The sequence below is a fragment of the Pseudomonas sp. GW-45 genome (assembly GCF_056896675.1).
Map to the genome: position 1 here is coordinate 448886 of NZ_CM167674.1, position 23855 is coordinate 472740.

General features: G+C 56.0%; 23 protein-coding genes and 1 tRNA gene. 20 read left to right on the forward strand and 4 right to left on the reverse strand.

Features of this window, described 5'->3' with window-relative positions; genetic code table 11:
- Positions 1–72 precede the first annotated feature (72 nt).
- Positions 73–1182 (forward strand): NADH:flavin oxidoreductase, encoded by a 1110-nt coding sequence (locus AC1XYH_RS02005; RefSeq protein ID WP_483325002.1) that lies wholly within the window; start codon positions 73–75, stop codon positions 1180–1182.
- Between the two features lie 21 nt (positions 1183–1203).
- On the opposite strand, the gene AC1XYH_RS02010 is transcribed toward AC1XYH_RS02005, so the two are convergent.
- A complete protein-coding gene (locus AC1XYH_RS02010) occupies positions 1204–2430 on the reverse strand; it encodes a glycosyltransferase family 4 protein (RefSeq protein ID WP_483325003.1) in 1227 nt (408 codons plus the stop codon).
- Between the two features lie 29 nt (positions 2431–2459).
- Entirely contained in the window at positions 2460–3203 is a 744-nt protein-coding gene (gene cysZ, locus AC1XYH_RS02015; RefSeq protein WP_483325004.1) for a sulfate transporter CysZ, read from the reverse strand.
- Between the two features lie 138 nt (positions 3204–3341).
- Here cysZ and AC1XYH_RS02020 point away from each other — a divergent pair, with 138 nt between their 5' ends.
- The 5 genes from AC1XYH_RS02020 to AC1XYH_RS02040 all read left to right on the forward strand — a co-directional run bounded on the left by AC1XYH_RS02020 (position 3342) and on the right by AC1XYH_RS02040 (position 8204).
- A complete protein-coding gene (locus AC1XYH_RS02020) occupies positions 3342–3941 on the forward strand; it encodes a peroxiredoxin (RefSeq protein WP_483325005.1) in 600 nt (199 codons plus the stop codon).
- 106 nt (positions 3942–4047) lie between these two features.
- Positions 4048–4995 (forward strand): thioredoxin-disulfide reductase, encoded by a 948-nt coding sequence (trxB, locus tag AC1XYH_RS02025; protein WP_483325006.1) that lies wholly within the window; start codon positions 4048–4050, stop codon positions 4993–4995.
- 109 nt (positions 4996–5104) lie between these two features.
- Positions 5105–5821 carry a ZIP family metal transporter gene (locus tag AC1XYH_RS02030; RefSeq protein ID WP_483325007.1) on the forward strand — a complete coding sequence of 239 codons (717 nt, stop codon included), beginning with the start codon at positions 5105–5107 and terminating at the stop codon, positions 5819–5821.
- Positions 5822–5952: 131 nt separating this feature from the next.
- Positions 5953–6267 carry a DUF2388 domain-containing protein gene (locus AC1XYH_RS02035; RefSeq protein ID WP_483325008.1) on the forward strand — a complete coding sequence of 105 codons (315 nt, stop codon included), beginning with the start codon at positions 5953–5955 and terminating at the stop codon, positions 6265–6267.
- On the forward strand, positions 6264–8204 hold the full coding sequence (locus tag AC1XYH_RS02040; protein WP_483325009.1) for a DUF7844 domain-containing protein: 1941 nt from the start codon (positions 6264–6266) through the stop codon (positions 8202–8204). Before AC1XYH_RS02035 ends, AC1XYH_RS02040 begins: the two co-directional genes overlap by 4 nt.
- Before the next feature lie 82 nt (positions 8205–8286).
- On the opposite strand, the gene AC1XYH_RS02045 is transcribed toward AC1XYH_RS02040, so the two are convergent.
- A tRNA-Leu gene (locus AC1XYH_RS02045) sits at positions 8287–8373 on the reverse strand.
- A 152-nt stretch (positions 8374–8525) separates the two neighbouring features.
- On the opposite strand from AC1XYH_RS02045, the gene queA reads away from it, so the two are divergent.
- From queA to secF, 5 genes are all read left to right on the forward strand, one after another.
- On the forward strand, positions 8526–9575 hold the full coding sequence (gene queA, locus AC1XYH_RS02050) for a tRNA preQ1(34) S-adenosylmethionine ribosyltransferase-isomerase QueA (protein WP_483325010.1): 1050 nt from the start codon (positions 8526–8528) through the stop codon (positions 9573–9575).
- Between the two features lie 5 nt (positions 9576–9580).
- Positions 9581–10699: a tRNA guanosine(34) transglycosylase Tgt gene (tgt, locus tag AC1XYH_RS02055; RefSeq protein WP_483326280.1), complete on the forward strand. Its 1119-nt coding sequence runs from the start codon at positions 9581–9583 to the stop codon at positions 10697–10699.
- A 59-nt stretch (positions 10700–10758) separates the two neighbouring features.
- Positions 10759–11094: a preprotein translocase subunit YajC gene (gene yajC, locus AC1XYH_RS02060; RefSeq protein WP_483325011.1), complete on the forward strand. Its 336-nt coding sequence runs from the start codon at positions 10759–10761 to the stop codon at positions 11092–11094.
- 63 nt (positions 11095–11157) lie between these two features.
- Positions 11158–13029, forward strand: coding sequence for a protein translocase subunit SecD (secD, locus tag AC1XYH_RS02065; protein ID WP_483325012.1), 1872 nt, complete (start codon positions 11158–11160; stop codon positions 13027–13029).
- A gap of 10 nt (positions 13030–13039) precedes the next feature.
- The gene (gene secF / locus AC1XYH_RS02070) at positions 13040–13954 is read left to right on the forward strand and encodes a protein translocase subunit SecF (RefSeq protein ID WP_483325013.1); all 915 of its coding nucleotides are present in this window, start codon (positions 13040–13042) and stop codon (positions 13952–13954) included.
- A 233-nt stretch (positions 13955–14187) separates the two neighbouring features.
- Here the strand turns inward: secF and suhB are convergent, their stop codons facing one another.
- Positions 14188–15003, reverse strand: a complete 816-nt coding sequence (gene suhB, locus AC1XYH_RS02075; protein WP_483325014.1) for a type III secretion system regulator SuhB — start codon at positions 15001–15003, stop codon at positions 14188–14190.
- A gap of 135 nt (positions 15004–15138) precedes the next feature.
- Here suhB and AC1XYH_RS02080 point away from each other — a divergent pair, with 135 nt between their 5' ends.
- From AC1XYH_RS02080 to hisS, 9 genes are all read left to right on the forward strand, one after another.
- Positions 15139–15918, forward strand: coding sequence for an RNA methyltransferase (locus tag AC1XYH_RS02080; RefSeq protein WP_483325015.1), 780 nt, complete (start codon positions 15139–15141; stop codon positions 15916–15918).
- Positions 15919–15920: 2 nt separating this feature from the next.
- Complete coding sequence (gene cysE / locus AC1XYH_RS02085; protein WP_483325016.1) at positions 15921–16739, forward strand: serine O-acetyltransferase; 819 nt, start codon at positions 15921–15923, stop codon at positions 16737–16739.
- A 9-nt stretch (positions 16740–16748) separates the two neighbouring features.
- Positions 16749–17903 (forward strand): IscS subfamily cysteine desulfurase, encoded by a 1155-nt coding sequence (locus AC1XYH_RS02090; protein WP_483325017.1) that lies wholly within the window; start codon positions 16749–16751, stop codon positions 17901–17903.
- 116 nt (positions 17904–18019) lie between these two features.
- A complete protein-coding gene (gene ndk / locus AC1XYH_RS02095; RefSeq protein WP_483325018.1) occupies positions 18020–18451 on the forward strand; it encodes a nucleoside-diphosphate kinase in 432 nt (143 codons plus the stop codon).
- A 38-nt stretch (positions 18452–18489) separates the two neighbouring features.
- Positions 18490–19641: a dual-specificity RNA methyltransferase RlmN gene (gene rlmN, locus AC1XYH_RS02100; protein WP_483325019.1), complete on the forward strand. Its 1152-nt coding sequence runs from the start codon at positions 18490–18492 to the stop codon at positions 19639–19641.
- A gap of 26 nt (positions 19642–19667) precedes the next feature.
- Positions 19668–20417, forward strand: a complete 750-nt coding sequence (gene pilW, locus AC1XYH_RS02105; RefSeq protein WP_483325020.1) for a type IV pilus biogenesis/stability protein PilW — start codon at positions 19668–19670, stop codon at positions 20415–20417.
- Between the two features lie 2 nt (positions 20418–20419).
- Positions 20420–21397, forward strand: a complete 978-nt coding sequence (locus AC1XYH_RS02110; RefSeq protein WP_483325021.1) for a RodZ domain-containing protein — start codon at positions 20420–20422, stop codon at positions 21395–21397.
- A 14-nt stretch (positions 21398–21411) separates the two neighbouring features.
- Complete coding sequence (gene ispG, locus AC1XYH_RS02115; RefSeq protein ID WP_483325022.1) at positions 21412–22524, forward strand: flavodoxin-dependent (E)-4-hydroxy-3-methylbut-2-enyl-diphosphate synthase; 1113 nt, start codon at positions 21412–21414, stop codon at positions 22522–22524.
- 51 nt (positions 22525–22575) lie between these two features.
- The gene (gene hisS / locus AC1XYH_RS02120; RefSeq protein ID WP_483326281.1) at positions 22576–23826 is read left to right on the forward strand and encodes a histidine--tRNA ligase; all 1251 of its coding nucleotides are present in this window, start codon (positions 22576–22578) and stop codon (positions 23824–23826) included.
- Positions 23827–23855: the final 29 nt, after the last annotated feature.

Here is a 23855-nt window from a genome sequence, read left to right on the forward strand (position 1 = left end):
CAAAAAAACCAAGACGACCGGTCAGCTCTAGCGCGAACCGTGTTGTTGATCACAACCTATGAGGACTAATGCATGTCTGCTGATGTAACTCCGCTGTTCGCTCCCTTCACCTTGGGCCCACTGACCCTGAGTAACCGCATTGTCATGGCGCCCATGACCCGCAACTTCTCACCCAAGGGCGTGCCGAATCAGGCAGTAGTCGATTACTATCGCCGCCGCGCTGAATCCGGTGTTGGCTTGATCGTCACCGAAGGTACAGTGATCAATCACGAAGGCGCCAATAGCTACCCGAACGTACCGCATTTTTACGGTGAAGAAGCGTTGGCTGGCTGGAAGCAAGTAGTCGATGCTGTGCACGCCGCTGGCGGGAAGATTGCTCCACAGTTGTGGCACGTGGGCAATGTGCGTCGTCTGGGTACCGAGCCTGCTCCGGAAGTACCGGGTTATGGTCCGATGGAAAAACAGAAGGAAGGCAAGACGCTGGTCAAGGGTATGACCCAGGCTGATATCGATGACGTGGTCGCTGGTTTCGCTCAGGCAGCTAAAGATGCCAAAGAAATCGGTTTTGATGCGATTGAACTGCACGGCGCACACGGCTATCTGATCGATCAGTTTTTTTGGGAAGGCACCAACCAGCGCACCGACAACTACGGTGGCAGCATGGAAAATCGCGGTCGGTTCGCGGTTGAAATCGTGCGCGCTGTGCGTGCCGCTGTCGGCGCAGACTACCCAATCATCTTCCGCTTCTCACAGTGGAAACAGCAGGATTACACCGCACGTCTGGCGCCCACGCCTGAGCTGCTGGAGCAATTCCTGGTTCCGCTATCTGAAGCTGGCGTGGATATCTTCCATTGTTCGCAGCGTCGTTTTTGGGAGCCAGAGTTCGAGAGTTCCGATCTGAACCTGGCTGGCTGGACACGCAAAATTACCGGCAAGCCTGCGATCACTGTCGGTAGCGTTGGCCTGGATGGCGAGTTCCTGGAATTCATGGTCAATACCGACAAAGTGGCAGAGACGGCAAATATTGATGATCTGCTGACCCGCCTTGGTGCCGGTGAATTTGATCTGGTGGGTGTGGGCCGTGCGTTGTTGGTTGATCCACAGTGGGCTGACAAGGTGCGCGAAGGTCGTTTTAGCGACATTGAGCCCTTCAGCCGTGAAGCGCTAAAAACGCTGGTCTGAGTAAAGCGGGGTTGGGCAGTCCTACTTGCTTGGGATTGCCTGAACCGGAACGCTTTTGTGTAGCGCAGCCTGCAACAGGCTGCGCTCGAAGCGCAGCACTATAGCCTGCCAATCCAGTTGGCAGGCGCGGTGCCGGGCATGCAGGCGGATGCTACGGCGTCCTTCGGTATCCTCAATCAACCACCGCAGGTTATCGATGAACAGTTGATCGTGACTCAGTGGAGCAAGGCTGCCACTGTAGCGGTCCTGAATGTGCTGGTGCGCAGCAGCCGTATCAAATGCACATACGGCTAATCCTGAGGCCATTGCTTCGGTAACTACATTGCCGAAGGTTTCGGTCAAACTCGGGAAGACGAAGATATCGGCACTGGCGTAGGCGCCAGCGAGCGCTGAACCGGTCAAGGCGCCGGTAAATATCGCTTCCGGCATGCGTTTGCGCAGTTCACTCGCTGAAGGCCCATCCCCCACAACTACCATCCGCAGTTTGCTATTGGCATTGTTGTGCGCGGATTTCAGCTTGGCCCAACTCTCGGCTAGCAGCTCTGGGTTCTTTTCCGGCGATAGCCTGCCCACATGCAATAGCACGGTATCTTGGTTGCTGGCGCCCCACTGTTTACGCAGCGTTTCGCTGCGATGGGTAGGATGAAAGTGATCGCAATCGACTCCGCGTCCAAGCAGCATCAAGTTTTGCACACCCATGCGGTTCAATTCGCGTTGTTGAGTAGTGCTGGCCACCAAGGTTAGCTGTGTTTGGTTATGAAACCAGCGCAGGTAACGCATGGCCGGCTCGTGCAGCAGGCCCAGATGAAAGTGGTTGCTGTATTGCTGGAAATTGGTGTGGAAGCCGCTGATGACCGGGATTTTCATCCGGCGCGCCAAGCGCAGAGCAGACCAACCCAATGGCCCTTCGGTCGCCAGATAAACAGCATCTGGACGTTGCCGGTTCCATAAACGTTTGAGTTTTCGCTGTGCCGGCAAGCCCCATTGCAAGCCTGGATAGCCAGGAATCGGCAGGCCGCGCACGCAGCGCTCCAGTAGGTTGCCTGATTGCTTTGAGCCAGGTTTTTCACCTGGTAGAGCGGGCCTTATCAGCTGTATCTGATGGTTACGGCCCAGCAATCCTTGGCAGAGTTTGCCCAGCGTGTTGCTGACCCCGTTGATCTGCGGCGGATAGGTTTCGGTAACCAGCGCGAAGCATTGGCTGGGGGGCTGGGCTATATTCATGACCCGAGTATGGTGTCGGGTCATGATGCCGCTGTGACAGCTTGATTACATTTTTATGATGGCTGTATGCGCCGCTCACGGACCCACAGCAAGGTAGAGCCAGCGACGGCTGCAGGCATTACCAGCAAGTTCACCAGCGGAATCAGCATGCCGACATAAACCGGCAGTCCAAAGCCAAAGGAAATACCGCGGCGTCCGCGCATCCAGCGCAGCATGTCGATAAAGCTGACTTTCTCGTTGTCGGCCTGATAATCGATATATTGCACGGCCATCATCCATACGCCAAACAGCAGCAGTAGGGGTGACGTCACTAGGTTTACCACGGGCACCAGCGTCAGAAGCAGCAGTATGCCCACCCGCGGCAAATAATAGAGCAACTTGCGTAATTCGCGGCCGACGCTTTGGGGCACCACCAGGAGAATATCGCGGTAGCTGGTGGGCGGGCTGACTTCGCCGCGTTCCTGCTCTGCGACCTTCTCGGCGAGGAATCCGTAAAACGGTGAGGCGATGATATTGGCAACCACGCTAAAGCCAAAAAACAGCACCAGCAAAACGACTAGTGCAAACAACGGCCATAGCAGCCACTCGATAAAACTGGCCCAGTCCGGCAGCTGCGGCATCAGCTGCGCCATCATTAAGTCAAACTGCTGAATGCCCCAGCTGATCAAAGCAGCGAATACGATTAGATTAAGGATCAGTGGAATAATCACGAAACGCCGCAGCCCTGGCTGCTTGATTGTGCGCCAACCTTCCTTGAGATAGTCGGGGCCGCGCAAGACGTCGAATGTATTCTTCATGGTGCTGGATTCCTGGATGAAAAAGGGGCTTGGCCAAGCCTATAGGGGTAAACTATTTGGCTCATACAGTCTTTGCAATTTCCACATACCTGAGGACGCCTTAAGCTGCGCCTCTAAAGATGACTCGGGAGGGTCGCGATGAGTGTACTTGTGAACCGCACGGCGCCTGATTTTACCGCCCCTGCGGTATTGGCCGACGGCAGTATTGTAGAGGATTTTGCGTTCTCTTCATTGCGTGGCAAATATGTTGTGGTGTTTTTCTGGCCGCTGGACTTTACCTTCGTCTGCCCGTCGGAAATCATTGCCCACGATAATCGCATGGACAAGTTCCGCGCGTTGGGTGCTGAGGTCGTCGGCATCTCGGTTGATTCGCAGTACACCCATTACGCTTGGCGTAATACGCCGGTGGAGAAGGGCGGTATTGGCCCGGTCGGCTTTACCATGGTAGCCGACGTCAAACATGAGATCACTCAGGCCTATGGCGTGGAGCATGAAGACGGTGTCGCCTTGCGCGCGTCTTTTCTAATTGATCGCGCCGGTGTGGTGCAGCATCAGGTGGTGAATAATTTGTCGCTGGGGCGTGAAGTCGACGAAATGATTCGTTTGATTGAAGCGCTGCAGTTTACCGAAGAGCACGGCGAGGTGTGTCCCGCTGGGTGGCGCAAAGGCCAAAAAGGCATGCAGGAAAGCCCCGAAGGGGTCGCCAGCTACATGGCTGAGCATGCAGCCAAGCTCTAAAAACCGAATTGATTTCCCAGAGTGATCGGCCTCGCGGCGGGTTCCCTTAACCCAGAATCACTCTGCTTTTTTATCTCGCCATCAAGGTGGCGAATTGGAGATTTATATGTCTGAAGTGCGTCATTCTCGTCTGATCATCCTGGGCTCCGGCCCGGCCGGCTACAGTGCTGCGGTCTATGCCGCGCGCGCTAATCTCAAGCCGTTGCTGATCACAGGTATGCAGATGGGTGGTCAGCTGACAACGACAACCGAGGTTGATAACTGGCCAGGTGATGTTGAAGGCTTGCAAGGTCCTGAACTGATGGAACGCATGCGTAAACATGCCGAGCGCTTTGAGACCGAGATCCAGTTCGACCATATCAATAAGGTTGATCTGAGCAAGCGCCCGTTCACCCTGTGGGGCGACAGCGGTGAGTACCAGTGTGATGCGCTGATTATTGCTACCGGCGCTTCAGCTCGCTACCTAGGGCTGCCTTCGGAAGAAGCCTTCATGGGCAAAGGCGTTTCTGCCTGCGCAACCTGTGATGGATTCTTCTATCGCAATCAGGATGTGGCGGTTGTGGGCGGTGGTAACACAGCGGTGGAAGAGGCGCTCTATTTGGCCAATATCGCGAAAAAAGTCACCATGGTGCACCGTCGTGAAATCTTCCGCGCAGAGAAAATTCTGGTCGACAAGCTGCTGGCGCGCGTCGCTGAGGGCAAAATCGAGCTGAAGCTGAACGCCACTCTGGATGAAGTGCTGGGCGACCAAAGCGGTGTGACCGGCATGCGCATCGCGCTGAACAGCGGTGGTACTGAAGACATAGCGCTTGCTGGCGTATTTATCGCGATTGGTCACACGCCAAATACCAGTCTTTTCGAAGATCAGCTGGATATGCATGATGGCTATCTGAAGATCAAGAGCGGCACCGAGGGTAACGCCACCCAGACTAATATTCCGGGTGTATTTGCCGCAGGTGATGTGGCTGACCACGTTTATCGTCAGGCCATTACTTCGGCGGGCGCGGGTTGTATGGCTGCGTTAGATGCTGAGCGTTTTCTGGATGAGCTGTAAGCAGCGCATCGACGCTTGAGTGTTATAAAGCCCTGCTTGTGCAGGGCTTTTTTGTGTCTGTGTTCTATGCAGTCATGTGTGGTGTGGTGCGGCTACAACGGAGATGGGTATGCAGGAGTTTTATCTAGTCATCATTCTGACCTTGATGGCGGGTATGGCGATGCCGCTGGGGGCTTTGCTCGCCGGTGTTGATCAGCTGCGTCCCAATTGGCTGAGAGACGAGTATCGCCACGGCATCATTGCCTTTGGCGGCGGCGCCTTACTCTCAGCAGTCGCGTTGGTGTTGGTGCCCGAGGGTATCGCACCATTGTCTCCGTGGTTGGCCGCCCTATGCTTTGTGGTGGGCGGCGCGGCTTTCATGGCGTTGGATATCCTGCTGGACAAAATCAATACGCCAGCCGGCCAGCTAGCGGCCATGCTGTCGGACTTTCTGCCTGAGTCTTTGGCGCTAGGTGCAGCTTTTGCTGTGGGTGAAAGCAGTGGTGTGCTCTTGGCGTGTTTGATGACGCTACAGAACTTGCCAGAAGGTTTTAACGCCTGTCGCGAACTGCGCGCCGCAACGCATTACCGGGCGCGCCGTATAGCCTTAATATTTGCTGCCATGGCGCTGCTCGGGCCTATCTTCGGTGTGCTCGGTTACAGCTGGCTTTCAGCCTACCCCTCGGTAGTGGCAATGGTTATGTTGTTTGCCGCCGGCGGAATTTGCTACTCAGTATTTCAGGACATCGCCCCGCAGGCCCGGCTAGAAAAGCACTGGGCGCCACCGATGGGAGCGGTGTTGGGCTTTGTGCTCGGTATGGTCGGCCATCAATTGACGATGGGTTGATTGGCGTCTGTGCTATCAGATGCAGGTATGCAGCCTTTAAAACAGCTATTATTGATCAGGTGTACAGGCTTTGCGGTCGCGAGACTCTTGCGTAGCGAGGCGTCATTTCCGTGTGTTTGAGGAGTACTGCCATGAAACGTCTTTCTTTGCTCGCCGCCATCGGCGTGTTTGCTTTCTCCGGTCTGGCCTCGGCCAGTAGTTTTGTCGCTACCACCGATACCATCGGCGCTTCTCTGGCCAATAGCGTAGAAGGCACCAGCGACGTGAGCTCCGGCGGTAACGATAAGGTGTTGCTGCAGGCGCAGGACGATGCAGCCAGCTTTGTTGCCAGCGGTGGCAGCATCCGTGGCGTACGTCTGGAGGCGGCACTTGCCCATATCCGTCAGCAACAGCCCGCACTGAATGCCAGTGATATGCAGCTCGCTGAGGCCATTCTCGCCCGTTGAGCTGGTTTGAACGTGGGCTGCTGATTTGGTTATTGCTGTTGTGTCTTCCGGCGCAGGCAGAATTGCGCCTGGTGCTGCAGCCCGCGGGGTTGAGCGAGTTGCAGCGCAGCGCTAGCCAAGCGCTGCTGGTAGAAGCAAGGCGCAGCCTGCCCCCGGTGCTGGTCAGTAGGCTGGATAGCGCTGTGCCGGTGCGCTGGAGTACCGCGCTGGACGCCGAGGTGGTCGGTCGGGCCAGCGCCACTGGTGCTGTGTTGCTCAACTATGATCGGCTCGCCGCACTGACGGCGGTGGATTCTGAGGGCGCACAGAAGGCAAGCCGCAAGCTGCTGCTAGCCACGCTGGTGCATGAGCTGGCTCACCTCTATGATCGTGGTCGCTATGTTTCCCGCGAGCAGCACCCGCTATTGCAGGATTGCCAGTCACAGCAACAAAGCCTCGGCTTGATCGGCTTACCCGCGCGCTGTCGTGGTCAAGCGGAGCGGCAGTTCACCCTTAGCGACGATCCCCGCCTGCTGGATTTGGCTGGCTGGCCCGAGCAGATGGGCGAGCGGGGCGCACGTGAAGTCACGAACCATCAGCGTGATCGCAGTCCTGATTCCTATGAATTGGCCAGCCCCGCCGAATTCGTAGCGGTCAACCTCGAGTACTTCCTGCTCGATCCGCAATACGCCTGTCGCCGTCCGGCCCTTTTTGCCTACTTTCGCCAGCACTTTTCCTGGGCGCCGGCAGATGTGCAGGCCTGCTCTGGCAGTTACCCGTATTTGAATGCCAGCCTGGATCCATCCCAGCAAGCGCTGGGTCGGATAGATCCTGAGCGCGTCTATGCCGTGCACTACCTCTTGGCCGAGCCGAACGAAGCCTGGGCTAGCCGCTGGGGGCACAGCATGCTGCGCTTGGTTGTCTGCGCACCGGGCCGCCCGCGCGGGCCAGATTGCATGTTGGATGTGGATCAGCACCTGGTGCTGTCGTTTCGCGCCTTTGTGGAAGATGTGCAGCTGTCGAGCTGGGATGGCTTGACCGGTAATTACCCGTCGCGCCTGTTCATTCTGCCGCTGACTCAGGTGGTAGACGAATACACCAAACTAGAGTTGCGTAGTCTCAGCTCGATTCCGCTGCGACTCAATGCGCAGGAGCGCGAAGGCTTGTTACAGCAAGCGGCACAACTGCATTGGAGTTATGACGGTACCTACTACTTCATCAATAATAATTGCGCAGTAGAGACGCTGAAGCTGCTGCGCAGCGGCACAGCAAATACGGCTTTGAGAAACCTCGAAAGCATTACCCCAACAGGGCTGCTGGCGCTGCTTGAAGGTCGTGGGCTGGCGGATGATAGCGTACTGGCTGATCGCGACTGGGCCATGCGACGCGGCTACTTTTTTGATTCCTTTCGCGAGCGTTATCAGGTGATGTTCGATGTGGTCCGAGCACATCTGAAGGTGCCGTCCGAGCGCGTAGAAGATTGGCTGGCGCTGGGTGCACAGCAGCGAGCCAACTGGCTGAACATGGGTGATCAGCGCACGACTGCCGCGTTGCTTCTGTTGGAGCAGGCGGCGCAGCGCCGTCAGCTGTTGTTGGTACGTCAGGAGTTGAAAGAGCGTTATCTGGCTCTGCGCGACACCGGGCATGCAGAGTTGAACCAAACGGAGCAGCTAATGCGGCAACTGTTGGCTGAGAGCGGCTACCTTAGCCGTCCGGCGGAGTTGCTTACCGCAGGTTACGGGCTACCGCAGGCAGATGAGTGGCAGCAATTGCAGCAGCGCAGCAGTGAGCGCCGGCAAGGCTTGTTGGATATGGCAGGTAGTTTGGACGAACAGTTACTGGCTTTGCTGGATGCTGAACGACGTGATGAAATTGAGGCGGGGAAGCACAATATTAGCCTGTTGGCTGAGCGTTTGCGGGAGCTGCATCGGGCAGGGGGTGGCCTGCAGTTGCGCTGAGTTGGGTTTGTGTCAGGCACAAAAAAACCAGCTCAGGGCTGGTCATTTTAGGGCCTTGCTACCACCATCTGATCAAATCAAATGGTGCCTCGAGGGAGAATCGAACTCCCACTCTGTCACCAGAAACGGATTTTGAATCCGCCGCGTCTACCAATTCCGCCATCGAGGCTTTGCGCTTTAAGCAAGCCGGCGCGGAGTATACGAAGCTGTTGGCGCATTGGTCAATGCTCAAATGACAATCGATGTTGTTGTTGATCGCGATGAAGCATGTTTTCCGCTATTATATGCCCCCTTTGAAACTGCTCCGGAACCGCACCCTGCATGCGTCTCAGTGATTTTGCCTTTGATCTGCCTGATGAACTCATCGCGCGCCATCCGCTGGCCGAGCGTCGGGCCAGCCGTTTGCTGTGTCTGGATGGTCCCAGCGGTGAGTTGAGTGATCGCCACTTTGCCGACCTGCTCGATTACCTGCGCCCCGGCGACCTGATGGTGTTTAACAACACGCGGGTGATTCCTGCGCGGTTGTTTGGCCGCAAGGAAACCGGCGGCCAGCTTGAAGTGCTGGTTGAACGGGTGCTGGATGAGTACCGCGTTCTAGCCCATATTCGTTCAAGCAAATCACCCAAGCCCGGCAGCCGCATTCTGCTTGATGGCGACGCCTCGGCTGAGATGGTCGCGCGGCATGCTGCGCTCTTTGAGCTGCGCTTTGCTGAGCCGGTCTTGCCGCTACTGGAGCGCGTCGGCCACATGCCGCTACCGCCCTATATCGATCGGCCTGATGAAGACACCGACCGAGAGCGTTATCAAACTGTGTACGCCAAACGTCAGGGCGCGGTTGCTGCACCAACCGCGGGTCTGCACTTTGATCAGGCGCTATTGCAGGCCATCGCGGACAAAGGAGTAGCCACGACCGAAGTCACTTTACACGTTGGCGCAGGCACCTTTCAGCCAGTGAGAGTTGAGCGCATTGAAGATCACGTGATGCATCAAGAGTGGTTGGAGGTCGGGCCTGATGTAGTCGCTGCAGTTGAGCAGTGCAAGGCGCGCGGTGGCCGCGTGATAGCGGTCGGGACTACCAGCGTGCGCTCGCTGGAGTCGGCGGCGCGTGATGGGCAGCTAAAGCCCTTTAGCGGCGACACTGATATTTTTCTCTATCCGGGCAAGACCTTTCACGTGGTTGATGCCCTGGTCACTAACTTTCATTTATCCGAGTCGACCCTGCTGATGCTGGTGTCGGCTTTTGCCGGTTACCCCGAGATTATGGCGGCCTACGCGGCGGCTGTAGCACGGGGCTATCGCTTTTTCAGTTACGGTGATGCCATGTTCATCACCCGCAATCCCGCCGCTCGCGGTCCCGAGGTTACTCCATGAGTCACATGTCGTTTGAATTGCTGGCCACCGATGGCAAGGCGCGTCGCGGTCGATTGACCTTCCCGCGTGGCGTGGTCGAAACACCCGCGTTTATGCCAGTAGGTACCTACGGTACGGTCAAGGGCATGTTGCCGCGTGATGTTGAAGCCACGGGCGCGCAAATTATTCTCGGTAACACCTTCCACTTGTGGCTACGCCCGGGTACCAAGGTGATTCAGCAGCACGGTGACTTACACGACTTCATGCAGTGGAAAGGCCCGATTCTGACTGACTCTGGCGGTTTCCAGGTATTTAGCTTGGGTGCTATGCGCAAAATCAAAGAAGAGGGTGTGTATTTTTCCTCGCCGGTTGATGGCGCCAAAGTATTTATGGGGCCGGAAGAGTCTATGCAAGTGCAGCGCGAACTGGGCTCAGACATCGTCATGATTTTTGACGAGTGCACGCCGTATCCTGCTGATGAGGACACTGCGCGTCGCTCCATGGAGCTATCTTTGCGCTGGGCCAAGCGTTCTAAAGCAGCGCATGAAGGCAATCCGTCGGCGCTGTTTGGTATTGTGCAGGGCGGCATGCATGAGAGCTTGCGCTTGCGCTCGCTCGAAGGGCTTTGCGACATTGGTTTTGACGGTCTGGCCATTGGCGGTTTGTCGGTGGGTGAGCCTAAAGACGAAATGATGCGCGTGTTGGACTTCCTGCCTGCGCACATGCCACCGGAAAAACCTCGTTACCTGATGGGCGTTGGCAAGCCGGAGGATCTGGTAGAAGGTGTGCGTCGTGGCGTAGATATGTTCGATTGCGTCATGCCCACCCGCAACGCGCGCAACGGCCATTTGTTCACTGACGCGGGTGTGATCAAGATTCGCAACGCAGTGCATCGGCATGACCAGAACCCGCTTGATTCAGGCTGTGACTGCTACACCTGTGAGAACTTCTCGCGGGCGTACCTGCATCACCTGGACAAGTGCGGTGAAATGCTTGGCAGCATGCTCAATACCATCCATAACCTGCGGCATTATCAGCGGCTTATGGCCGGTTTGCGCGGTGCCATCCAACAAGGTACATTGACCGACTTTGTGGATGACTTCTACGCCAAGCTCGGTCTGCCGGTTCCGCTCTTGCAGGCTTGATTAACGCTCAGATCGCCCCCATAACCGATTTTCTTACAGTTTAATAACAGGAGTTTCACATGAGCTTTTTCATTCCTTCCGCTATGGCGCAATCAGCTGGCGGTGCAGCCGCGCCCATGGGTGCTGGTTTTGAATGGATTTTTCTGGTCGGTTTTGTCGTTATTTTCTATCTGATGATCTGGCGTCCACAGTCCAAGCGCGCCAAGGCACATAAGAACTTGCTGGCGAACTTGTCTAGCGGCGACGAAGTTGTCACCGGCGGCGGCATTCTTGGCAAGGTCAAGAAAGTGACTGATGAGTTTGTTGTGTTGGAAGTGACTGAGAGCCAGGAGCTGAAGTTTCAGAAAGGCGCGATCGTCGCCGTGCTGCCCAAGGGCACACTGAAAGCCATCTAATCCTTCATGTAGAACTCTGTTCCGGGCGCCGCTAAAGCGCCCGGACTGCTATCAGGCCCTGATATGCTCAACCGTTACCCCCTCTGGAAGTATTTGCTGATCGTGGTCGTGCTCGCGCTTGGCCTGATCTATGCCACGCCAAACCTGTACCCGGACGACCCGGCTATTCAGATTTCTGGCGCCAGTTCCACGCAAACCATCGAACAGTCCGACCTTGATCTCATCGAGCGAGCGTTGGCTACCGCCGACCTGCAGACCAAAGGCAGTGAGCTAGGCAGCAACGGCCGTTCTGGTCTGGTGCGCTTGGTCAACCGCTCTGATCAGCTACAAGCGCAGGATGTGGTGCGCGATGCGTTGGGCCGTGATTACGTCGTAGCGCAAAATTTGGCGCCAACCACACCTGAGTGGCTGACCAATATCGGTGCTGGCCCCATGACATTGGGTCTTGATCTGTCTGGCGGCGTGCACTTCTTGCTGCAAGTTGATATGGACAAGGCACTGGAGACGCGGGTTAACGTTTATCAGAGCGAAGTACGGGGCCTGATGCGTACCGAAGGCCTGCGTTATCGCAGCCTGCCGACTCAGGGCACTACGCTGCAGTTTGGTTTTGCCGATGAAGAGCAGCTTTCTGTTGCGCGACGTTTGATCAACAAAACCTACACTCAGTTCGCGGTGAATTCGGTAGAGCAGGGTGAGCAACAGGTATTGCAGCTGGCATTGACCGAGTCAGAAATCGCGGCGATTCGCGAATATGCGGTCAAGCAGAACCTGACAACGGTCCGCAATCGCGTCAACGAACTGGGTGTGGCCGAACCATTGGTTCAGCGCCAAGGCGCCAATCGCATCGTGGTTGAGCTGCCGGGTGTGCAAGATACCGCTGAAGCCAAGCGCGTGTTGGGCAAGACGGCCAACCTTGAGTTCCGGCTGGCTGCTGAGCCTGACGCTGCAGCGGCCACTACCGAAACCTTCGAATACCGCGGTAGCGGTGGCCGTCCGCCAGCGCAGGTTGAGCGCGCGCTCATTATCACGGGTGACCAGGTTACTGATGCCCAGTCCAACTACGATGAGAATGGCCGACCACAGGTCAACATTAAGCTCGACAGCCACGGCGGCGAGCTGATGAACCGTGCTACGCGCAGCAATATCGGGCGTGGCATGGCAGTGCTCTTCATCGAGCAACGGCAGATCAGTCGGACTGTCACCAAGGAAGTAGATGGTGTTGAGCAAGAGGTCGAGATTCCGGCGTTCTTGGAAGAAAAATCCATCATCAGCCTGGCGACCATCCAGAGCGCGCTGGGTAATCAGTTCCGTATTACGGGCCTGGATTCGCCTGCGGAGGCCTCTGAGCTTGCGCTGCTGCTGCGTGCCGGTGGCTTGGCTGCCCCCATGCACTTCGTGGAGGAGCGCACCATTGGGCCAAGTCTTGGTGCTGAGAATATCGCGAAAGGTGTCACTGCGACCCAGGTTGGTTTCGTTTTGGTGTTGCTGTTCATGGTCGTGGTTTATCGTGCATTCGGTGTGTTTGCCAGCGTTGCGCTGACATTCAACCTGGTGCTGTTGATGGCGCTGATGTCGTTTATGGGTGCCACGCTGACCTTGCCGGGTATTGCCGGTATCGTGCTGACCTTGGGTATGGCGGTGGACGCAAACGTACTGATTTTCTCGCGTATCAAGGAGGAAGTGGTTAACGGTATGACGCCGCAGCGCGCCGTACATGAAGGTTTTGATAAGGCGTTTTCGGCCATTATCGACGGTAACCTGACCACACTGTTGGTGGGTGTCATTCTCTTTGCTATGGGCTCGGGCCCGATCAAAGGCTTCGCCGTTACACTGTCGCTGGGGATTCTGACCTCGATGTTCAGTGCCATCATGGTCACTCGTGCCATGGTTAACCTGTCCGTCGGTGGACGCGACATCAAGAAGCTGTGGCTGTGAGGATTAACCCATGACTAACATTAAAACTATTAATTTCCTCGGCCTGCGCAAGGTGTTCTTTGGTGTCGCCATCGTGTTGATGCTGGCGTCTATCGGTAGCCTTGTCGTAAAGCAGCTCAACCTCGGGCTGGATTTTACCGGGGGTGCCTTAGTAGAGCTGAATTACGGTCAGGCTGCTGATCTGGAACAGATTCGCGACGTACTGCGTGAAAATGGCTGGGATGATGCCGTGGTGCAGAACTTTGGTGCATCTACCGATGTGCTGATCCGTCTGCCAAGCGACAACCCTGATCTGGGTAGCGAAATCGCTGAACTGGTCAAGCGCCAGGACGGCAACGAAGTGCTGGTCAAGCGCGTCGAGTTTATCGGCCCACAAGTAGGTGAAGAGTTACGTGACAAGGGCGGCTTGGGCATGCTGTTGGCGTTAGGCGGCATTCTTCTTTATGTATCGCTGCGCTTCCAGATGAAGTTCGCCGTGTCGGCTATCGCTGCGCTGTTTCACGACGTCATCTTCACGCTTGGCATATTCTCATTGTTCGGGCTGTCATTTGATCTGACGGTGTTGGCGGCGCTACTCGCGGTGATCGGCTACTCGCTAAACGACACCATCGTGGTGTTTGACCGGGTGCGAGAAAATATGCGCTTGATGCGTCAGACGGAGCTGACTGACATCATTAACCTGTCTACGACGCAGACGTTGGGTCGTACCTTGGCTACGTCTTTCTCAACTGTTTTAGTACTGTTGGCGCTGTTCTGGTTCGGTGGTGAGAATATCCACGGCTTTGCTACTGCGCTGCTGATTGGTGTGGGAGTGGGTACCTACTCCTCCATCTACATCGCTAGCGGCCTGTTGGTGACCATGAGGCTCACTCGTGATGACCTGATTCCACCGCAAATTGAAGAAGCGGTAGACGATAGGCCATAGCGCTAGCTTCCTGGTGCTGCTTCGAGCGCCAAGCCTCAAGCTATAAGTAAAACCCCATGCCGGGCCTCGGTATGGGGTTTTTTATAGTCCGCAGCACAGCGATTCGGACCTTTCTACGCCAGCGCTAAATCCCATCCACAAAAAAGGCCCATACCAATTCTGGTAGGGGCCTTAATATTCAAGTCCTGCAGGACCAGCTTGCCGTTTGCAGCTTAAGGCTCGGCATGAACCCCTTAGAGTTTCATGCCTGGAGTCAGGTGCGGCTGAATGGCGGTCAGTACGGCTTTGAAGCACTTGGGGTTGCCCGCGACTATGTGGCCCTTGTCGAGGAACTGGTGTCCGCCAGTGAAATCGCTCACCAGACCGCCAGCTTCCTGAATCAGTAGTGCGCCTGCAGCCATATCCCACTCAGCCAGGCCGAACTCCCAGAAGGCGTCAAAACGGCCAGCGGCGACGTAGGCCAAATCTAAGCTGGCAGCGCCTGCACGGCGGATACCTGCTGTCTGGCCAACCAGGCTGCGGAACATGCCGAGGTAGTTGTCCAGTGAGTCGATTTGGTTATCGCGGAATGGGAAACCGGTACCGAGTAGAGCGCCGTCCAATGACTTGCGATTGCTGACGCGCAAGCGACGACCATTCAATGCGGCGCCACGGCCACGGCTAGCGGTAAATTCTTCCTGACGGATGGGGTCAAATACCACTGCGTGCTCAGTCCGGCCCTTTACGCGGCAGGCGATGCTGATCGCAAAATGCGGTATGCCGTGGATGAAGTTAGTGGTGCCGTCCAACGGATCGATGATCCACACCGTGTCGGCGCCATCGCCTTGCCCCGGCTGGAAGCCAGATTCTTCGGCTTGGATGCTGTGATCCGGATACGCCTTGCGCAGCTGAGCAATGATGGTTTGCTCCGCAGTGCGGTCAATTTCGGTGACGTAATCGCGAGCATCCTTCTCGTCGACGGTGAGCACATCGATACGTTCCATGGAACGGTAAATCATTTCTCCGGCGCTGCGTGCGGCGCGGAGGGCGATGTTCAGCATGGGCTGCATAAGGATGTATCTCTGTCGGGAAGATGAAAAGCCGGAAATTGTAGCAGATAACCCGTGGAACATGAATGCATCGTGGCTATCGCCTTATAGCTTTTGTAATATGCAGGGTTCATTCAGGCTCGGAAAGGTGCTGCAGTGTTGAATAATGTGCGTGTGGTGTTGGTCAACACCAGTCATCCTGGAAACATCGGCGGCGCAGCGCGCGCGATGAAAAATATGGGTTTGCATGAGTTGGTGCTGGTCGATCCAGTGCGCTTCCCTGATCAGCAAGCCAACGCTCGCGCTGCCGGTGCTGAAGACGTGTTGCAAGGCGCGCGTATCGTCGAAACGCTGGAAGAGGCTATTGCGGACTGTGTGTTGGTGCTGGGCACCAGTGCGCGTGATCGTCGCATTCCTTGGCCGGTGCTAGATCCTCGCGAAGCAGCGGACGAGGTGCTGAATTGCTTGGATACAGTGGAAGGCGGGCAAGTTGCGATAGTGTTTGGTCGCGAGGATGCAGGGCTAACCAGTGAAGAGCTGCAGCGCTGCCAATATCATGTGCATATTCCCTCGATGCCAGACTTTAGCTCGCTAAATTTGGGTGCCGCAGTGCAAGTGTTGGCATACGAATTACGTATGCAGTCACTGCAGCGCGCGGGCGCACCGACCAAGATGCACAAGGTTGAAACCACCGCACTGCCCAACGAAACGCCGGCAACGGCGGGTGAGCTTGAACAATATTTTCAGCATCTTGAGCGGGTGCTGGTTGAAATCGGCTTCCTTGACCCTCAAAAACCAAGACAGTTGATGCCGCGCTTGCGCCGTTTGTACGGACGCATTCAGGTTAATCGGATGGAAGTGAACATCCTGCGCGGTATCCTGACCGAAACCCAGAAGGCCATCGGAGCTATAGGCTCCGGTGCGCGGAGACGTTAAGCATGTTTGAACGCATGAAAGAAGATGTAGCCAGTGTTTTCCATCGTGACCCTGCTGCGCGCAACACGCTGGAAGTACTGACCTGCTATCCAGGCTTGCATGCGGTCTGGATGCATCGTTTGTCGCACGGTTTGTGGGTGCGTAATGCTTTTCTGCTGGCGCGTATGGTGTCGCACCTGGCGCGTTGGCTGACCGGTATCGAGATTCACCCAGGCGCTAAACTGGGGCGACGCTTTTTTATCGACCACGGTTTTGGTGTGGTGATCGGTGAAACCGCAGAAATTGGCGATGACGTTACCCTGTATCAGGGTGTCACGCTCGGCGGCACTAGCTGGGATCATGGTAAACGCCATCCCACGCTGGAAGACGGTGTGGTGGTCGGTGCCGGAGCCAAAGTCCTTGGTCCGTTTACGGTCGGTGCTGGTGCCAAAATCGGTTCCAATGCTGTGGTTACCAAGGCTGTGCCCGCGGGTGCCACGGCGGTCGGGATCCCCGGTCGAATCATTCTTAAGGATACAGAGCAGTCTGCGGATCAACAGCAGGAGGCCAAGCGTCAAGCCATGGCCGAAAAACTGGGTTTTGATGCGTATGGCGTTAGCCGTGACATGCCAGATCCAGTGGCGCGTGCGATTGGTCAAATGCTCGATCATATGCAGGCAGTGGACAGTCGGCTGCAGGGTATGTGCGCTGCGTTGAGTGAGTTGGGGAGCGATTATTGCGCTAAAGACTTGCCGGCAATCGGTGGCGAGGGTTTCGACCTGTTGAAGGATGAATCTGAGCTGGCTGCCAGTGCCAGCAATAACGACTCCACTGCACGCTGAGGTGATCACATGAGGCAACCTATCTATCTCGATTACGCGGCCACCACGCCCGTCGATCCCAAAGTGGCAGAGAAAATGATGGCTTGCCTGACGCTGGACGGCAACTTTGCCAATCCTGCGTCGCGCTCGCACGTGTACGGTTGGAAGGCCGAGGAGGCGGTAGAGTTGGCGCGCCGGCAGGTATCTGACCTTGTGGGTGCCGATCCTCGGGAAATTGTCTGGACTTCAGGCGCCACCGAGTCCGATAACCTGGCCATCAAGGGCGTTGCTCATGCCCTTGCCGGACGCGGGCGGCACATCATTACCTCAAAAATTGAACACAAGGCAGTGCTCGACAGCTGCCAGCAACTAGAGCGCGAAGGCTTCGAGGTAACTTACCTGCAGCCAGGCGCGGAAGGCGTAATCACGCCAGATCAGCTGCAGGCAGCATTGCGTGACGATACGGTTCTGGTATCGCTGATGCACGTTAACAATGAGATTGGCACAGTTAACGATATTGCCGCGCTTGGCGATGTAGCGCATGCGCGCAATATTCTGTTTCACGTAGATGCTGCGCAGTCGACCGGTAAGCTGAAGATTGACTTGAAGGCGTTGCCCGTCGATTTGATGTCGTTCAGCGCACACAAAACCTATGGCCCCAAAGGCGTGGGCGCGCTTTTTGTAAGGCGCGGATTGCCGCTACGGTTGGATGCGCAGATCCACGGCGGTGGTCATGAGCGCGGCATGCGCTCCGGCACCTTGCCGACCCATCAAATTGTCGGTATGGGTGAGGCGTTCGAACTGGCTGGTGAGTTGATCAAGTCTGAGACGGCAAGTATCAAGGCTTTACGCGATACTTTGATGGTCGGGCTGGGTGGGCTGGACGGTGTGCTGCTTAATGGTTCTGCTAAGGCGCGGGTGCCGCACAACCTGAATTTGGCGTTTTCGGGAGTGGACGGCGAATTGCTGTTGCTCGCGCTCAAGGATCTTGCGCTCTCCAGTGGTTCTGCCTGTACCTCTGCCGCAGTTGAGCCATCTTACGTGCTACGTGCCATAGGACTAAGCGATGAGCTGGCACACGGCTCCATACGCCTGTCGCTTGGCCGTTTCACCTCCGAGGAGGATGTAGTGCGCGCTGCTGAGGTCATCTGCCAAGTAGTAAATCGGCTGCGTTCCGCGGGCTGAGTTCGCCGCCAGTCGGGATCTGTTCCGTGGTTATCTATTTGTCTTTAACCTGCGTATAATCCGCAGGTTAACCATCTTTTATCATTTCAATTCAAAAACACTGTCTGGAGAGTTACATGGCCGTTGAACGCACCCTGTCTATCATCAAGCCCGATGCCGTCGCCAAGAACGTTGTTGGTCAGATCATCAGCCGCTTCGAGCAGGCTAATCTGAGCGTCGTTGCAGCCAAGATGGTTCAGCTGTCTCAGTCCGATGCTGAAGGCTTTTACGCTGAGCATAAAGCGCGTCCTTTCTTCAAGGATCTGGTCGGCTTCATGATCTCTGGCCCAGTTGTTGTTCAGGTGCTTGAAGGTGAAGGCGCGATACTGAAGAATCGTGACCTGATGGGCGCCACTAACCCTAAGGAAGCTGCTGCCGGTACTATCCGCGCTGACTTCGCCGAGTCTATCGATGCCAACGCAGTACACGGCTCTGACTCTGCTGATTCTGCTGCTCGCGAAATCGGCTATTTCTTCGCTGAAACCGAGCTGTGCGCGCGTACCCGCTAAGCTTATTCTCACCTGTTTAACCAAGTGATGTGATCGCCATGACCAATGCAACCAGCAAGACCAATCTGCTGGGTTTGACACAGCAGAAACTGGAAGCTTTCTTCGAGCAATTGGGAGAGAAGCGTTTTCGCGCCGGCCAGATCATGAAGTGGATTCATCACTATGGTGTCGACAACTTCGATGAGATGACCAATGTCAGTAAGGCCCTGCGCGAAAAGCTCAAGGTCTGCGCTGAGATTCGTGGTCCTGAAGTGGTCAGTGAAGATATATCCCGCGACGGCACACGCAAGTGGGTCGTGCGGGTTGCCTCGGGCAGTTGCGTAGAGACTGTGTACATTCCGCAGAACGGGCGGGGCACTCTGTGTGTGTCTTCCCAAGCGGGCTGTGCGCTGGATTGCAGCTTCTGCTCGACCGGCAAGCAAGGCTTCAACAGTGATCTGAGCGTGGCCGAAATCATCGGTCAGGTCTGGATCGCCAACAAGTCGTTCGGCTCAGTGCCCGGCACGATGGATCGCGCGGTGACCAACGTGGTGATGATGGGCATGGGTGAGCCGTTACTGAATTTTGATAACGTCGTCGACTCAATGCTGTTGATGATGGATGACCTGGGGTATGGCATATCCAAGCGCAAGGTGACGTTGTCTACCTCGGGCGTAGTGCCAATGATTGAAAAGCTGGGTGAAGTTACCGATGTCGCACTGGCGCTCTCTTTACACGCGCCGAACAACGCGCTGCGTAGCCAGCTGGTGCCATTGAATAAGAAGTACCCGCTGGAAGTGTTGTTGCCCGCCTGCAAAAAATACATCGCAGGGTTGGGCGAGAAGCGTTCGCTAACGATTGAGTACACGATGCTCAAGGACGTTAACGATCTGCCGGAGCACGCGGCTGAAATGATTGAGTTGTTGCGCGATATTCCCTGCAAGATCAACTTGATTCCTTTCAATCCCTTCCCACACTCCGGTTACGAACGGCCTAGCAATAACGCCATTCGCCGTTTTCAGGATATGTTGCATCAGGCTGGTTATAACGTCACCGTACGGACTCCACGGGGCGAGGATATCGACGCCGCTTGCGGCCAGCTAGTCGGGCAGGTGATGGATCGTACGCGCCGCAGTGAGCGTTACATAGCAGTACGTCAGCTGGCCGTGGAGGCCGAAGTCGTTCTGCCGCTGCGCGACAGCAATCCCTAATAGTTCCAGCCAGGAAGGATGACCGCATGAGTAAGTCTGCAGCTCTGATGTTAACGCTTAGCCTGTTGTTGAGCGGCTGCGTTACCACCGGAGACACTGCCCGTAAGGTTGACCCGATCCAGGCGCGTGATTCCTATATTCAGCTTGGGCTGGGCTATTTGCAGAAGGGCGAGACCGAGCGCGCGAAGAAGCCACTCAGTGAAGCCTTGGCAATTGACCCCAAGTCAGCGTCGGCGAATATCGCATTGGCACTGGTGTTTCAGTACGAAGGTGAGTATGAAACGGCGGAAGAGCATTTCCGCGCTGCGCTTAGCGCTGAGCCAAATGATGCGCGAATTCTGAACAACTATGGCGCTTTCCTGCTAGATCGGGAGCGTTATCCGGAAGCCCTTGGTTACTTCCAAAAAGCTTCCGAAGACACGCTTTATAGTGAGCGATCTCGGGTTTTTGAGAATTTGGGTATTACCCACCAGCGTATGGGTGCTATTACCGAAGCGCGTGAAAGCTTTGAGCGCTCGCTCCGCTTGAACAGCCGCCAGCCACGAGCTTTGTTTGAGTTGTCGCAGCTGGAATTCGATGCACAGGATTATGTTCCGGCGTGGAAGCATTACCGCGCCTTTGCTGAGATGTCTGGCCAGAATGCCGCCAGCTTAGGGCTGGGCATCCAGCTAGCCAAACGTTTTGACGATCACAGCCGCGCGGCCAGTTATGCCCTGCAGCTCAAGCGACTCTACCCTGCAAGTCCTGAAGCGAAAGCGCTTATGGAGTCTGAATAATTATGAGTTCCGAACGTCATGATGCAACGGCAACCATGGCCGAACAGCAGCGCACGAGTAATCCCGGCGAAACGCTGCGGGCCGCGCGCGTTGAGCGCAAGATGTCCCAGCTTGAAATTGCTCAGAATCTGAAGATATCGGTTGCCGCCGTTGAGGGAATCGAGAACGGCCTCTACGAGCGTTTGCCGGGTGATACCTTTGCGCGAGGGTATATTCGCAGCTATGCCCGTTTGGTCGGGCTCGACCCCAACCGGTTGGCATTAGAGTTTGATCGTTTTCGTGGTATTGAGGTGCGCGAGCGTTCGGTCAGCGGCATCAGTCGCGTCGCTGAACCACGTCGCACTGGCAATGGTTTGATGCGCTGGGCGAGCCTGCTGGTACTGCTTGCCGTTATTGCTTCAGTGGTGTGGTGGTATGACAGTAGCAATCGCGACTCTGAGAATGCGCCGACCGACGAGGTGGGCGCCGATGATGGTCTGTTGGATGAGGTCGAAGTGGACGCTCTGACGTTGCCTGCTGCAATTGCCGAGCAAGCCGAGACACTGTCGGATGAAGAGCTGGGTTTGAGCGATGGCGTCGAGGGTGCGGCCGATGCTCAGACGCAGATCGATGAATCTGTATCTGCAGCTGAAACTGCAGCGCCCGCGGTATCAACGTCGCCAGCAGTTGCTCCTTCTCCGGCCGTTACTAACACAGCAGACGCTGAAGCAGCCCCGCCTGCTGAGCAATCGGTTGCCGGAGCCACTTTGAATATGAGCTTTACCGCCAATTGCTGGGTACAGGTGAAAGCGCTCAACGGTACGTTGTTGCACAGCGGCCTAATGCAAGCAGGCCAGTCAATCAATCTCAGTCACGAAGGTGCTATCGACCTGGTGATTGGTGATCGCAGTGCCGTGCAGAACATCAGCTACCGCGGTGAGCAGATAAATTTGCCGCAACAGAGCCAGTCCGGCGTCGCACGCCTGCGCCTGGGTCAGTAAGAGGTTATTCCGCTATGCAACATCATTCGCCGGTTAAGCGCCGTATCTCCCGTCAGATCAAGGTAGGTTCGATTCTGGTAGGCGGCGATGCACCGATTTCCGTGCAAAGCATGACCAACACTGAAACCTGTGATGTCGCTGCTACCGTTGGGCAGATTCAGCGCCTGGAGGCAGCTGGCGCCGATATCGTGCGAGTGTCGATCCCCAGCATGGAAGCGGCCGAAGCCTTTGGTGAGATCCGCAAGCTAACCAGTATGGCGCTGGTGGCTGATATTCACTTTGATTACAAGATTGCATTGCGGGTCGCTGATTTGGGTGTGGATTGCCTGCGCATCAACCCCGGCAATATTGGCCGTGAAGATCGCGTCCGAGCGGTAGTTGACGCGGCGCGGCACAACGGTATTCCGATTCGCATCGGAGTAAACGCAGGTTCGCTCGAAAAAGACCTGCAGAAAAAGTATGGCGAGCCCACCCCCGCAGCTCTGGTGGAATCGGCCCTGCGCCACGTTGAGCATCTGGATCGCCTGGACTTTCAAGACTTTAAAGTCAGCGTCAAGGCGTCAGACGTATTTATGGCTGTGGGTGCTTACCGTCTACTGGCACAGCAGATCGAACAACCGCTTCACCTTGGCATCACCGAGGCCGGTGGCTTGCGCTCGGGTACGGTTAAATCTGCGGTTGGTTTGGGCATGCTCTTGGCCGAAGGGATTGGTGATACCATCCGCATCTCGTTGGCGGCTGATCCAGTCGAAGAGATCAAAGTTGGCTTCGATATCCTCAAGTCTCTGCACCTGCGCTCGCGCGGTATCAACTTTATTGCCTGCCCCAGCTGCTCGCGCCAGAACTTTGATGTAATCAAAACCATGAATGAGCTGGAAAGCCGGCTGGAAGATGTCGTGACCCCGCTCGATGTGGCGGTGATCGGTTGTGTGGTCAATGGGCCGGGCGAAGCCAAAGAGGCAGATATAGGTCTGACCGGCGGATCGCCGAACAACTTGATTTATCAGGATGGTAAGCCAGACCAAAAGGTCGATAACCTTGAATTGGTCGATCGCTTGGAAAAAATGATTCGCGACAAGATTGCTGCAAAGCAAGCGCTGGACGCCAATACTATCGTCCGCGGCTGATGCGGCAATGAAAGGAAATACGCTTTGAAAACCCTGCAAGCCGTGCGCGGCATGAACGATGTTCTGCCGGCCGACAGCGCACTCTGGCAGTATCTGGAACGTACGACGGCGGAGCTGCTCGCCAGCTATGGCTATCAGCAAATTCGGCTACCGATTGTAGAGCCAACCGAGCTGTTTAAACGCTCGATAGGCGAAGTGACTGATATCGTCGAGAAGGAAATGTACACCTTTGACGACCGCAATGGTGATTCGCTCACTTTGCGCCCTGAAGGTACAGCTGGCTGCGTGCGCGCCATGCTACAGCACGGTTTACTCGGCAGTGGTGTTGGGCAAAAGGTGTGGTATACCGGCCCAATGTTCCGGCATGAGCGGCCCCAGAAAGGTCGTTATCGTCAGTTCCAGCAGGTCGGTGTGGAAACGTTTAACCTGACAGGTCCAGATATTGATGCCGAACTGATTGCACTGTCATGGCGCCTTTGGCAGCGCTTGGGTATCAGTGATGCTGTCAAATTAGAATTGAATAGCTTGGGGACGTCAGCTGATCGCGCGCGCTATCGAGATGATCTGGTGACGTATCTGAATGCCCGTTTTGATCAACTTGATGAAGACAGCCAGCGCCGTCTCGGTAGCAACCCGCTGCGCATCCTCGATAGTAAGAATTTGGAGACTCAAGCGCTGCTGGTTGATGCACCCAAGCTAGCGGACTACCTGAACGAAGATGCTAAAGCGCACTTTGCCGAATTGCGTAGCTTGTTGGATGCGGTTGGCATTCCCTATGAGATCAACCCTCGATTAGTGCGTGGGCTGGACTACTACGGGCTGACGGTGTTCGAATGGGTAACCGACAAACTCGGTTCGCAGGGCACGGTTTGCGCTGGTGGTCGTTACGATGGTTTGGTTGAGCAGTTGGGTGGCAAGCCTGCGCCCGCAGTTGGCTTTGCCATGGGTCTGGAACGACTGCTGTTATTGATTGAAGCGCTAGGCAAAGTGCCGGCTGAACTGGCCCGTCAGGTTGATGTCTATCTCGTCACTCTAGGCGACGCTGCGGTGATCGCCGGACTGCAGTTGGCGGAGCAAGTACGTGATGCTTTGCCAGGGCTGCGTTTGGTAGTACACGCCGGTGGTGGCAGCTTCAAGAGCCAATTCAAGAAGGCGGATAAATCGACCGCGCTTTATGCATTGGTGTTGGGTGAAAATGAAGTGGCGCAACAGCAGATCGGCCTTAAGCCACTGCGCACGGAAGAAGAACAGGAAAATCTGAGCTGGCAGGACTTGCCAGCTCGGCTTGCACAGATTATTTGAGCGACAATCGTATCGCTTGTTGAAGGCTA

Excerpts from the sequence above, each read along its gene's own strand:
- AC1XYH_RS02005 (WP_483325002.1), top strand. The coding sequence starts at position 73 with ATGTCTGCTGATGTAACTCCGCTGTTCGCTCCCTTCACCTTGGGCCCA.
- AC1XYH_RS02010 (WP_483325003.1), bottom strand. The coding sequence starts at position 2,430 with ATGACCCGACACCATACTCGGGTCATGAATATAGCCCAGCCCCCCAGC.
- cysZ (WP_483325004.1), bottom strand. The coding sequence starts at position 3,203 with ATGAAGAATACATTCGACGTCTTGCGCGGCCCCGACTATCTCAAGGAA.
- AC1XYH_RS02020 (WP_483325005.1), top strand. The coding sequence starts at position 3,342 with ATGAGTGTACTTGTGAACCGCACGGCGCCTGATTTTACCGCCCCTGCG.
- trxB (WP_483325006.1), top strand. The coding sequence starts at position 4,048 with ATGTCTGAAGTGCGTCATTCTCGTCTGATCATCCTGGGCTCCGGCCCG.
- AC1XYH_RS02030 (WP_483325007.1), top strand. The coding sequence starts at position 5,105 with ATGCAGGAGTTTTATCTAGTCATCATTCTGACCTTGATGGCGGGTATG.
- AC1XYH_RS02035 (WP_483325008.1), top strand. The coding sequence starts at position 5,953 with ATGAAACGTCTTTCTTTGCTCGCCGCCATCGGCGTGTTTGCTTTCTCC.
- queA (WP_483325010.1), top strand. The coding sequence starts at position 8,526 with ATGCGTCTCAGTGATTTTGCCTTTGATCTGCCTGATGAACTCATCGCG.
- tgt (WP_483326280.1), top strand. The coding sequence starts at position 9,581 with ATGTCGTTTGAATTGCTGGCCACCGATGGCAAGGCGCGTCGCGGTCGA.
- yajC (WP_483325011.1), top strand. The coding sequence starts at position 10,759 with ATGAGCTTTTTCATTCCTTCCGCTATGGCGCAATCAGCTGGCGGTGCA.
- secD (WP_483325012.1), top strand. The coding sequence starts at position 11,158 with ATGCTCAACCGTTACCCCCTCTGGAAGTATTTGCTGATCGTGGTCGTG.
- secF (WP_483325013.1), top strand. The coding sequence starts at position 13,040 with ATGACTAACATTAAAACTATTAATTTCCTCGGCCTGCGCAAGGTGTTC.
- suhB (WP_483325014.1), bottom strand. The coding sequence starts at position 15,003 with ATGCAGCCCATGCTGAACATCGCCCTCCGCGCCGCACGCAGCGCCGGA.
- cysE (WP_483325016.1), top strand. The coding sequence starts at position 15,921 with ATGTTTGAACGCATGAAAGAAGATGTAGCCAGTGTTTTCCATCGTGAC.
- AC1XYH_RS02090 (WP_483325017.1), top strand. The coding sequence starts at position 16,749 with ATGAGGCAACCTATCTATCTCGATTACGCGGCCACCACGCCCGTCGAT.
- ndk (WP_483325018.1), top strand. The coding sequence starts at position 18,020 with ATGGCCGTTGAACGCACCCTGTCTATCATCAAGCCCGATGCCGTCGCC.
- rlmN (WP_483325019.1), top strand. The coding sequence starts at position 18,490 with ATGACCAATGCAACCAGCAAGACCAATCTGCTGGGTTTGACACAGCAG.
- pilW (WP_483325020.1), top strand. The coding sequence starts at position 19,668 with ATGAGTAAGTCTGCAGCTCTGATGTTAACGCTTAGCCTGTTGTTGAGC.
- AC1XYH_RS02110 (WP_483325021.1), top strand. The coding sequence starts at position 20,420 with ATGAGTTCCGAACGTCATGATGCAACGGCAACCATGGCCGAACAGCAG.
- ispG (WP_483325022.1), top strand. The coding sequence starts at position 21,412 with ATGCAACATCATTCGCCGGTTAAGCGCCGTATCTCCCGTCAGATCAAG.
- hisS (WP_483326281.1), top strand. The coding sequence starts at position 22,576 with ATGAACGATGTTCTGCCGGCCGACAGCGCACTCTGGCAGTATCTGGAA.